The sequence below is a fragment of the Herminiimonas sp. KBW02 genome (assembly GCF_003852535.1).
Classification (GTDB): Bacteria; Pseudomonadota; Gammaproteobacteria; order Burkholderiales; family Burkholderiaceae_D; genus Oxalicibacterium.
In genome coordinates, this window is the sequence record NZ_QAJP01000009.1 from 20,581 (window position 1) to 31,742 (window position 11,162).

The following is an 11,162-nucleotide window of genomic DNA, read 5'->3' on the forward strand; positions in this document are numbered from 1 at the left end:
GCGACAGATCAAAATACATCTTTGGCGAATTGCAGATGATACAGGTTCGCGTACACGCCATTTTTATCCAGCAATTCCTGATGTGAACCGAGTTCGACGATCTGGCCTTCGGCCAGTACCGCGATGCGATCAGCACGCTCAATAGTGGACAGGCGATGCGCGATAACCAATGTGGTACGACCTTTCATCAACTCATCCAGCGCTGCCTGTACCGCACGTTCGGATTCCGAATCCAGTGCCGACGTCGCTTCATCCAGGATCAGGATAGGCGCATCCTTGTAAATCGCTCGGGCAATCGCCAGGCGCTGGCGCTGACCACCGGAGAGGCGTGAACCGTTATCGCCTATCATTGTTTCCAGCCCTTCCGGCAGGCTGGCAATCACTTCGTCCAGATGCGCGGCATTGGCTGCCGACAGCACGCGAGCGCGATCCGGATTCGGATCACCGTAAGCAATATTCGCTGCAATAGTGTCGTCAAACAAAACCACGTGCTGGCTCACCATCGCGATTTGTTTGCGCAAACTGCCCAGCGAAATTTCTTCGATAGGCGTGCCATCCAGCTGGATCTCGCCCGATGTAGCGGAATAGAAACCCGGCACCAGATTGACCAGTGTTGATTTACCGCCGCCAGACATGCCGACGAAAGCGATAGTCTCGCCCGGTTGCACGCTCAGGTTAATGTCCTGCAGCGCTGCAGTTTGTTGCCCCGGATAGGTGAAACACAGTTTGATGAAATCCAGACGCCCCATCGCGCGCTGCGGCAAATCCTTGCCGGAAGTACGCTCAGGTTTGGCATCGATCAGATTAAATACGGCTTCGGCTGCGGTCAGCCCGCGTTGCAAGGGGCCATTTACTTCTGCAATACTTTTCAACGGCGCCAGCAACATCAGCATCGCAGTGATGAAGGAAACGAAACCACCGACCGTCGTCTGGTTATTGCCAGACTGAATCAGGGCAATCACGATCACGATAGCCACGGCAGTGGAAGCCATGATCTGCGTTACCGGAGTCGTCGCCGCCAGCGCGCTGGCCATGCGCATGGTGTAACCGCGCAACTTATCGGCACGTACTTCGAAACGTTCGCTCTCGTACTGATGCCCGCCAAAAATCTTGATGACCTGATTCGCACGTGTGGTTTCTTCTATCACCTGCGTCATCTCGCCATTCACCGTCTGATACTCACGCGTCAATCTGCGGACACGCCGACCACTGGCACGTACAACGATGGCTATCAATGGCAGCAATACCAGCGCAACCAGGGTCAAACGCCAATTCAGCCAGAACAGGAAAGACAGCAAGACCACAACCGTCAGGGAATCGCGAATGATGGAGGTATACACCTTGGTGATCATTTCCACGATTTGCTGTACTTCAAACATCATGGAATTGATGACGCGACCAACCGAATGCGTCGCATAAAATCCGAGTGGCACATCCAGCATGCGTTCGAACATTTGCTTACGCAATATGGTGAGCAGGCGTGACGAGACCCAGGTCATCATATAGGTCGTGGTGAAAGTAGAGATGCCCCGCAATACAAAGATGCCGACAATGGCGAGCGGCACCAGCCACAGCGAGAAGGTCGGCTTGCCGCCAAAACCCTTGTCCAGCAATACACGCATCACAGCCGGGAACATGGGCTCGGTGAGTGCGGTCATGATCATGCCGAAGAAGGCGATGCCGAGGCGCTTCTTGTACGGCCCCAACATGCCATACAGGCGCTTCAGGTGTGGAGAAATCGTCATTTATCCATATCTCCGGAATAATGGTTACGGTAAGCATGCCGGCTGACGCCAGCCAGCGGGATCGCCAGCAAAATCATGAAAGCAATACCAAACAGGGCGTCGCGCAGAATGGCGTTCACCAGGCCGCCAAACATGATGGCCACCCCGATGGTGAACAAGCGCACGCCGTTGGTGCCGCCTATGCGCACCGCCACCACGAGTTGCGTGAACCAGATCCACAGCAAGGCAGCCAGGCCGATCACACCCAGTTCAGCGGTATATAACAGGTAATCATTGTGCGGCGTCGCCATGTTTTCACTCAGCAAACCTTTCGCACGCGCCGGGTAGTTGGCTTCCCAGCTGCCGATGCCATGACCCACTACCGGATGCTCTTCTATCATTTGGCCGGTGATGCGATACATCTCCAGGCGTACCCCTTCATCACTGACCTTGCCGCCGCCGACGAATGCCTTGATGTCATTGGCCGTACCCAGCAGGCGCTCGCGGAAGCCGGTTGCCGTTTCCCACGCCACACCGAGCAAAGCCACGGTGAGGACGACCAGTAACAAACTGCGCCACGAAAACGTGATGTGACGCAGCAAGACAACCGCACAACCAAACACCAGGATCAGGCTGCCGCTACGTGTTTTGGCGAACAGCAACAAGGCCAGCGTGATGTACAGGAATGCGACGATGCGCAGCACCAGCTGATCACGTTTGGCAAAGATGTCGTTCAACATCCAGCCACCTGCTATTCCGAGCAGGATGCCCAGCAAAATGGATTTATTACCGGCATAGTTAATGTAATTCTGCACCAGCCCCCAGTTCGGCAGCAGGTGGAAGTAATTCAGGTAAAACAATGTGGCCGCCAGCACTGCACCGGTGAAAAATACCTTCAACGCACGTTGTTGCCATTGCCCGGCACCGACACTGATGAACAGGAGCAGGAACCAGTAGATCTGATAGTGCAGCCACGCTTTCCAGAAGCCATGCTGACGCTCCAGCAAAGCGCCGGCAACACATGTCACCACCAGCAAAGCCAGCACCGGGAAAAACATGGGGCTATCCTTGATCGCCTGCCATTTGTCGCGGTAGTGTCCCTCGATCAGCCACGCCGCGATGAACAGCACGATGCCGGTATAACCTATCCCGATCGGGAAAAACAAAGTAATGGGTAAAAGTGAGAGGATGAATTGCGCTTTCGTTTCATTGCTGCCAAACGAATGCAAACGATCAGTCATAGGCGATCTGTACATTTTTGTCCGAATATAAATCGATTAGTTTTTGTTTTATGTTGTCGTCCGGGTTGATACGCCATTGCTCTGAAAAGCACAATTCCGATACACCCTTGGGATTCTGATACTGGATCACGACCGGACTGCCGTCCGCGCGTGCCGCCGGTTGCAGCGTCGCCTTCAGCACATTGATATCGGTCGAAGCAGGCAGCGACAGGCGTACGCAATTTGCATACTGTATGCGTACCCCGGCGATATCCATGACCTTCTCGGCGCTGATGCGCAAACCACCGGAGAATCTGTCTTCAGAGACCTTACCAGTGACGGCAAGGAACTCATCTTCCTTGAACATATGGCGATTGGCGTCATACAACTCGTTATAGACCGTCACATCCACCGTCGCACTGCCATCATCCAGCGTGACGATGGTGATACGACCGCGCTGTGTCATTTGCGTACGCAAACCCGAGATCACACCGGCAATCGTGCGTGGATCGCGCGAAGGTTCGATCTTGCTCAGCTTGGTACGGGCAAAGCGACTCGCTTCTTCCGCATAGGCATTAAACAAATGACCGGACAGATAAAAGCCGAGTGCGCCTTTTTCTTCCGTCAGTCTTTGCTTGTCACTCCACGGCGATACTTTGACGTATTCCGGTGGCGTTTCCAGATCGCTGTCATCACCACCAAACAGGCTGACCTGATTCGCCGCTGCTTCTGCCTGCTCCGCGCATTCCATTGCGAAGGCAACTGATGCCAGCAAGATGGCGCGATCGACGTTAAAGCAGTCGAAGGCACCGGCGCGGATCAGCGAATCTATCGTACGGCGATTGATCTGACGTTTATCGACGCGCTTGGCGAAGTCGAACAAATCAGTGAACGGACGTTCCTTGCGCGCTTCGATGACCGCATCGATAGCCCCCTTGCCCGAACCTTTGACCGCGCCCAGGCCGTAGCGTATTTGCGTCGCTTTCTTGCCCGGCACACCAACCGGTGTGAAACGATAATCGGATTGATTGATATCCGGCGGCAGCAAGGTCAGTCCGCAGATATCGATCGCATCTTCGACCAGAATCTTGATCTTGTCGGTGTCATCCATGGCCAGCGACAAGTTGGCTGCCATGAACGCTGCAGGGTGATGTGCTTTCAGGTAAGCGGTATGGTACGAGAGTAAAGCGTAAGCAGCAGCATGTGATTTATTGAAACCATAGCCGGCGAACTTTTCCATCAAGTCGAAGATTTCATCCGCTTTTTCCGCGGACAAATCGTTCTTCGCGGCACCCGCGCGAAACAGCTCGCGATGCTGCGCCATCTCTTCGGCTTTCTTCTTACCCATCGCGCGACGCAGCAAGTCAGCGCCACCCAGCGAGTAGCCGCCGATAACCTGCGCCATCTGCATAACCTGTTCCTGATAAACCATGATGCCGTAGGTTTCGGACAGGATGGATTCAGTACGCGGATCAGGATATTCAAAACGTTCGCCGTGCTTGCGTCGGCAAAAATCCGGGATCAGATCCATCGGACCCGGACGATACAACGCGACCAGCGCAATAATGTCTTCAAAGCGATCCGGCCGCGCATCCTTCAGCATGCCTTGCATGCCGCGGCTTTCCAGCTGGAACACAGCGACGGTTTTCGCCTTGGTCAGTAACTCATAGGATGGCCGGTCATTCAGCGGCAGCTTCTCCAGTGCGAATTCCGCCATCGCCGGATCGAGATCCTTGATGTAACGCACCGCACGGTCGAGGATGGTCAGCGTGGTCAGACCCAAAAAGTCGAACTTCACGAGGCCAACCGCCTCCACGTCATCCTTATCGTATTGCGAGACCACACCGGCGTCGCCGCCCTGCGTGTAGAGCGGGCAGAAATCCGTCAGCTTGCCCGGTGCAATCAATACACCACCAGCGTGCATACCGATGTTACGGGCGATACCTTCCACCTGTTGCGCCAGGTCCAGCAACTGCTTGACCTCTTCTTCGTTTTCCAGGCGCTCGGCCAGCAGCGGTTCTTCCTTGATCGCGTCCGAAATCGTCACCAGCTTGCCCGGCTTGAACGGGATCAGCTTGGAAATGCCGTCGCAGAAGTTGTAGCCGAAATCCAGCACGCGACCAACGTCACGTACCGCACCTTTGGCTGCCATGGTACCGAAGGTGGCAATCTGCGACACCGCTTCCTTGCCGTATTGATCCTTCACGTACTGAATAACGCGGTCGCGCCCTTCCTGGCAAAAATCGATATCAAAGTCGGGCATGGATACCCGCTCAGGATTCAGGAAGCGTTCGAACAGCAGGTTGTATTGCAGCGGATCCAGATCGGTAATCAGCAGCGAATACGCAACCAGCGAACCGGCACCCGAGCCCCGGCCCGGCCCGACCGGCACGCCGTTGTTCTTGGCCCACTTGATAAAGTCAGCAACAATCAGGAAGTAGCCGGGGAAACCCATCTTGATAATGGTGTCGGTCTCGAACTTCAGGCGCGCCTGGTAGCGTTCCCTGTGCTTTTCGCGCACCGCAGGATCCGGATACAAATGCTCCATGCGCTGATCCAGCCCGCGTTGCGCTTCCTTGACCAGGAATTCATCGATAGACGAGCCGTCCGGGGTCGGGAAATTAGGCAATTTAGGCTTACCCAGTTCCAGCACCAGGTTGCAGCGCTTGGCGATCTCGACCGAGTTTTGCAAGGCGTTCGGCATATCGGCGAACAATTCCGCCATCTCGGCCTGTGACTTGAAGCGTTGCTGCTCGTTAAAGCGTTTGATGCGACGTGGGTTGGCGAGGATTTCGCCTTCGGAAATACAGGTGCGCGCTTCATGCGCGGTAAATTCTTCCAGTCCGAGGAATTGCACCGGATGGGTTGCCACCAGCGGCAGGTTCAGCCTGGCAGCCAGCACCGAAGCCTGGCGCACATGGCCATCCATATTCGGCTGATCGGCACGCTGCACTTCGATGTAAAAATGCCCGGGGAATAAATCAGCCCAGCGCTGTGCATAACGTTCTGCACCGGCCAGATTGCCGTTATCAATCGCCATGCCGACATCGCCGAAGTGCGCACCGGACAACACGATCAAACCTTGCTTGCCTTCGGCGGCCACCTCTTCCAGCCACTCAGGACGAATTTCGGCACGGCCACGGTGCAGGTTGGTCAGCCAGGCGCGGGACAGCAAATCGCACAATTGCAGGTAGCCGTCTTTGTTCTTGACCAGCAGCAACAGGCGCGACGGTTTGTCGCGGTCATTGTCATTGCTGATCCAGACATCACAGCCAACGATGGGCTTGATGCCATTGGAGCGGGCTTCTTTATAGAATTTGACCATGCCAAACAGGTTGGCCAGGTCAGTAATCGCGAGCGCTGGCTGCATATCGGCAGCGGCGGCCTGGATCACATCGTCGATGCGTATCAGGCCGTCAACGATCGAATATTCGGAATGGAGACGGAGATGAATAAATTGCGGAGAAATCATGGCCGTATTCTACCGCGACCACCCCCTTCATCAGACATTTCATCATTCCTAAAGCGGAAGTTTATAATGTCGGCTTGTTCCTGCCTGACCGCACCTGGTCGCCTCCGATGCCTTAACTATTAGCCATCGCCAGACCTGGTGCTGCATACAGGGCAACAGCCAGAATAATTGCCCGAATTATTGTTCTTCTCACAAGAACAATCACAGTAAAGAAATACATCAGCATGCAAGCTACAGCCACATTCGTTAACATCGCCGCCTACAAATTCATCACTTTTGACGATACGGCAGAGAAACGTCCGGAATTCCTCGCCAAATGCAATGAATTGTCACTAAAAGGCACGATCCTGCTGACCCCGGAAGGCATCAACATGTTTTTGGCCGGCACCCGCGCCGACATCGACAGCTTCCTGGCCTGGGTTCGCGCGGATGCACGTTTCAGCGACCTGGAAGTTAAAGAAAGCTTTTCCGATGACCAGCCTTTCAAATACATGCTGGTCAAGCTCAAGCGCGAAATCATTACGATGAAGCACCCGCTGATCAAGCCGGAAGAAGGTCGCGCCCCTGCCGTCACACCAACCACGCTCAAGCGCTGGCTGGACCAGGGTCATGATGATGATGGCAAACAGGTAGTCATGATGGAAACCCGCAATGCCTTCGAAGTCGATGTCGGCACCTTCGACAACACCCTCGACTACCGCATCGAAAAATTCAGCGACTTCCCTGCAGTGGTGGCCCAGCACAAGGACGAGCTGGCGGATAAAACCGTGGTCACCTTCTGTACCGGCGGCATACGCTGCGAAAAAGCCGCCATCCATATGAAAAACGTCGGTTATGACAGCGTGTACCAGCTCGACGGCGGCATCCTCAAATACTTCGAAGAAGTCGGCGGCGCGCACTACACTGGCGACTGCTTTGTATTCGACCATCGTACTGCGCTGAATCCGCGCCTCGAACCGAGCCTGGCAACAACCTGCCCGGGCTGCAATGCGACGGTAACACCGCGCGAACAACTGGCGCCGGAGTTTGTCGCGGGTAGTGTCTGCCCGCACTGCGCAAAATAACTACCTGTCGCCACCCGCTACAGGACCATGCTGTTTAACTTAATGTACTTTTAAGCTGCCAATTAAAATGATCAATATCAACGGTGAAATCAAGGTCGACAACGCAGCACCCTTCGTCCTGTTCGGCGGCATCAACGTGCTCGAATCGCGCGATCTCGCCATGCGTTCCTGCGAAGAATACGTACGCGTCACCAGCAAACTCGGCATCCCTTACGTTTTCAAGGCATCGTTCGACAAGGCCAACCGCTCATCGATACATTCGTACCGCGGTCCGGGACTGGAAGAAGGTTTGCGCATTTTTGAAGATGTGAAAAAAACCTTCGGCGTGCCGCTGATTACCGATGTGCATGAACCGTATCAGGCCAAGATCGCCGCCGAAGTCATAGACGTACTGCAACTGCCAGCTTTCCTGGCACGCCAGACCGACCTGGTCGTCGCACTGGCGCAAACCGGCCGCGTCATCAACATCAAAAAACCGCAATTCCTCAGCCCGCCGCAAATGCTGAACATCGTGGAAAAATTCCGTGAAGCCGGTAACGAACAACTGATCCTGTGCGATCGCGGCACCTGCTTCGGCTACGACAATCTGGTCGTCGATATGCTGGGCTTCGGCGTGATGAAAAAAGTCACCAACAACCTGCCCATCATCTTTGACGTCACCCACGCATTGCAGCAACGCGACTCCATGGGCACCGCATCCGGTGGCCGCCGCGAACAAGTCGCCGACCTGGCACGCGCCGGCATGGGCGTCGGCCTGGCAGGCTTGTTCCTCGAAGCGCATCCTGATCCGAAGACTGCAAAATGCGACGGCCCGAGCGCACTGCCGCTGGACAAGCTGGAGCCTTTCCTCGCGCAATTGAAACAGCTGGATGATTTGGTTAAATCATTTGCGCCGCTGGATATCGAAGCCTAAGAGTTTCGCACAGATAAAAAAGCGCAGTCTCCATGAAGGAGCTGCGCTTTTTTTATTGCCACAGGCTTACACCAGGTCGAACACCAATACTTCAGCCTGCCGACCATCACTGATTTTCAGGCTTTGCTCATCAGTCACTTTCAATGCATCGCCGATTTTCAGCTCGATACCATTAATCGTGACCGAACCCCGAGCAACATGGATCAGGGCACGACGTCCTTTCGCCAATGTCAGCTCCGCAGTTTCAGCAGCATCAAACAAACCGACATACAGCTTCGCATCCTGGTGGATCAGCACCGAACCATCTGCGCCATCTTCACTGGCGATCAGGCGCAAGCGGCCGCGTTTTTCTTCTGCCGCGAAATGCTTTTCTTCATAGCTAGGCGGTATGCCATTCACATTCGGCTGGATCCAGATTTGCAGAAAGTGCGTAGTCTGGTCTTTTGAATGGTTAAATTCCGAATGGCGTACGCCACTGCCTGCGCTCATGCGTTGCACGTCACCCGGACGAATAACGCTGCCGGTACCCATGCTGTCTTTGTGCGCCAGCTCGCCTTCCAGCACGTAGCTGATGATTTCCATGTCGCGATGACCATGCGTGCCGAAGCCCTGACCCGCATGCACGCGGTCTTCATTGATCACGCGCAACGGGCCAAAACCCATGTGTTTTTCGTCATAGTAATCAGCGAAGGAAAAGGTATGGTGCGAATCCAGCCAACCGTGATTTGCGTGGCCCCGGTCTTCACTTTTGCGAATTTCAAACATGATTTTTTCCTTTCGGTGAGTTTTATTGTTTAACTGGGTATCACTATAGACGTTCAAAATGGATTAAATAAGGGCATAATTCAGGACAAGTCATTCAATTATTTTGAACAATAGAAATCTGATGAATCTGACACTGGAAGCCATACGCATACTCGACACCATAGACCGCAAGGGCAGCTTTGCCGCCGCGGCTGTGGCGCTCGATCGCGTGCCGTCGGCGCTGACCTATAGCGTACGCAAACTGGAAGAAGACCTGGACGTCCTGCTCTTCGACCGGCGCGGCCATCGCGCCAAGCTGACGGCAGCGGGGCAAGAGTTGCTGACCGAGGGTCGCCACCTGCTGCGCGCCGCCGATGACTTGGAACAAAGGGTGAAGCGCACCGCCAGCGGCTGGGAAGTCGAATTGCGCATCGTGCTCGACAGCATCATCCCATTTGAAAAAATGCTGCCACTGATACGTGAGTTCGATGCAGAAGGTTCCGGCACACAGTTGCGCTTCTCCACCGAAGTCCTGTCCGGCGTGTGGGAAACCCTGACCAGCGGCGCGGCAGACCTCGCCATCGGCGTTTCTTCAGACGGCCCGGACATCGTGCGCGGCAGCGGCGACTTCCGTGTGCGTCCCTTGGGCGAAGTGGACTGGGTCTTTGCCGTAGCACCCGGACATCCGCTGGCAACGGCAGAAAATCCCTTATCGCCACAACTGGTGCAGCAACATCGCACGGTGGTCGCCGCCGACAGCGGACGCTTCCTGCCCAGTATCAGTGTCGGCCTGCTGACCGGGCAAGCGACGCTGACCGTTCCTGATTTGCAGGAAAAGCTGAAAGCGCAGCTCGCCGGACTAGGCTGCGGCCACTTGCCACGCAAATGGGCAGCCCCCTATCTCGCATCAGGCGAATTGATAGAAAAAACCACGATAGAAACCAAACCCACAGGACTACCGCAATACGCATGGCGCAACTCCTCGCGCGGCAAATGCCTGAAGTGGTTCCTCAATAAACTGGCAGACCCAGATGTGCAACGCGCACTGCTGGCGGAGTAAGCATGACGAATAAGAAGATGGAATACATAGGACGCTTTGCCCCATCACCGAGCGGCCCCTTGCACGCAGGTTCGCTGGTTGCTGCGATGGCCAGCTATCTGGACGCGAAAGCACATCAGGGCCAGTGGCTGGTACGCATAGAAGACATCGACGAAACCCGCACCGTAGCCGACGCCACAGCTGCCATCATGAATGCGCTGACCGTATTCGGCATGCAGCACGATGGTGAAGTCGTGGTGCAAAGCGAGCGCAAGGATTTGTATCAGGCGGCATTCACACGTCTCAACGGTCTGGTCTATCCATGCGGTTGCACCCGACGCGAGATTGCAGATTCACGACTGGGCGTGGCGGCTGATGGCGCAGCGATTTATCCGGGCACTTGCCGCCATGGCGTCGCACCCGGCAAAACTGCACGCACCTGGCGTGTACGCGTACCGGACACAAACGAAGTTAACGAAACCATAGACTTCAACGATCGCTGGCTGGGGCCGTTGACGCAACACCTGTCGACAGAAGTCGGTGACTTTGTTTTAAAACGCGCAGATGGTTTCTGGGCTTATCAGCTTGCAGTGGTGGTTGACGATGCAGAGCAAGGCGTGACCCACATCGTGCGCGGCACCGACTTGCTGGAATCGACGGGCAGGCAAATTTATCTGCAACGTATGCTGGGTTATCCGACGCCGCAGTACATGCATGTGCCGGTGGTGTTGAATGACGTTGGGGAGAAGTTGTCGAAGCAGACTGGTGCACTTGCACTTGATCTTGCGCGTCCTATGGATGAGTTGATGAAAGCGGCAGCTTTTCTCGAAATGCAGATAGCACCTGCAGCAACGATAGAAGAATTCTGGTCGGTCACCACTGCTATGTGGGCCCGGCGCTTTTGCGAGCGATAAAGATGGGCTACCTAGGTTGCTGATACTGGCTTTTCTTCGAACTAGCTCAGTATGCCGGGTGTGGCCCGGCAG

At 55.1% G+C, this 11,162-nt stretch carries 8 protein-coding genes; 4 read left to right on the forward strand and 4 right to left on the reverse strand.

The window, feature by feature from the left end; all coding sequences use genetic code 11:
- Positions 1-8: 8 nt before the first annotated feature.
- The 3 genes from msbA to dnaE are packed head-to-tail and all read right to left on the reverse strand — an operon-like array spanning position 9 to position 6,416.
- Positions 9-1,745 carry a lipid A export permease/ATP-binding protein MsbA gene (gene msbA / locus DBR37_RS15845; protein ID WP_124575453.1) on the reverse strand — a complete coding sequence of 579 codons (1,737 nt, stop codon included), beginning with the start codon at positions 1,743-1,745 and terminating at the stop codon, positions 9-11.
- Positions 1,742-2,965, reverse strand: a complete 1,224-nt coding sequence (locus tag DBR37_RS15850) for an O-antigen ligase (RefSeq protein WP_158610262.1) — start codon at positions 2,963-2,965, stop codon at positions 1,742-1,744. Before DBR37_RS15850 ends, msbA begins: the two co-directional genes overlap by 4 nt.
- Entirely contained in the window at positions 2,958-6,416 is a 3,459-nt protein-coding gene (dnaE, locus tag DBR37_RS15855; protein ID WP_124575455.1) for a DNA polymerase III subunit alpha, read from the reverse strand. Before dnaE ends, DBR37_RS15850 begins: the two co-directional genes overlap by 8 nt.
- Before the next feature lie 224 nt (positions 6,417-6,640).
- On the opposite strand from dnaE, the gene DBR37_RS15860 reads away from it, so the two are divergent.
- Positions 6,641-7,480: a sulfurtransferase gene (locus tag DBR37_RS15860; RefSeq protein WP_124575456.1), complete on the forward strand. Its 840-nt coding sequence runs from the start codon at positions 6,641-6,643 to the stop codon at positions 7,478-7,480.
- A 67-nt stretch (positions 7,481-7,547) separates the two neighbouring features.
- Positions 7,548-8,393, forward strand: coding sequence for a 3-deoxy-8-phosphooctulonate synthase (gene kdsA, locus DBR37_RS15865; RefSeq protein WP_124575457.1), 846 nt, complete (start codon positions 7,548-7,550; stop codon positions 8,391-8,393).
- 66 nt (positions 8,394-8,459) lie between these two features.
- Here the strand turns inward: kdsA and DBR37_RS15870 are convergent, their stop codons facing one another.
- A complete protein-coding gene (locus DBR37_RS15870; RefSeq protein ID WP_124575458.1) occupies positions 8,460-9,158 on the reverse strand; it encodes a pirin family protein in 699 nt (232 codons plus the stop codon).
- Positions 9,159-9,279: 121 nt separating this feature from the next.
- Here DBR37_RS15870 and DBR37_RS15875 point away from each other — a divergent pair, with 121 nt between their 5' ends.
- Both DBR37_RS15875 and gluQRS read left to right on the forward strand, forming a co-directional pair.
- Positions 9,280-10,197 carry a LysR family transcriptional regulator gene (locus DBR37_RS15875; protein ID WP_124575459.1) on the forward strand — a complete coding sequence of 306 codons (918 nt, stop codon included), beginning with the start codon at positions 9,280-9,282 and terminating at the stop codon, positions 10,195-10,197.
- A 2-nt stretch (positions 10,198-10,199) separates the two neighbouring features.
- Positions 10,200-11,090, forward strand: a complete 891-nt coding sequence (gene gluQRS / locus DBR37_RS15880; protein WP_124575460.1) for a tRNA glutamyl-Q(34) synthetase GluQRS — start codon at positions 10,200-10,202, stop codon at positions 11,088-11,090.
- Positions 11,091-11,162: the final 72 nt, after the last annotated feature.

Coding starts and splice junctions, on each gene's coding strand:
- gluQRS (WP_124575460.1), top strand. CDS start 10,200: ATGACGAATAAGAAGATGGAATACATAGGACGCTTTGCCCCATCACCG.
- kdsA (WP_124575457.1), top strand. CDS start 7,548: ATGATCAATATCAACGGTGAAATCAAGGTCGACAACGCAGCACCCTTC.
- DBR37_RS15850 (WP_158610262.1), bottom strand. CDS start 2,965: ATGACTGATCGTTTGCATTCGTTTGGCAGCAATGAAACGAAAGCGCAA.
- dnaE (WP_124575455.1), bottom strand. CDS start 6,416: ATGATTTCTCCGCAATTTATTCATCTCCGTCTCCATTCCGAATATTCG.
- DBR37_RS15870 (WP_124575458.1), bottom strand. CDS start 9,158: ATGTTTGAAATTCGCAAAAGTGAAGACCGGGGCCACGCAAATCACGGT.
- DBR37_RS15875 (WP_124575459.1), top strand. CDS start 9,280: ATGAATCTGACACTGGAAGCCATACGCATACTCGACACCATAGACCGC.
- msbA (WP_124575453.1), bottom strand. CDS start 1,745: ATGACGATTTCTCCACACCTGAAGCGCCTGTATGGCATGTTGGGGCCG.
- DBR37_RS15860 (WP_124575456.1), top strand. CDS start 6,641: ATGCAAGCTACAGCCACATTCGTTAACATCGCCGCCTACAAATTCATC.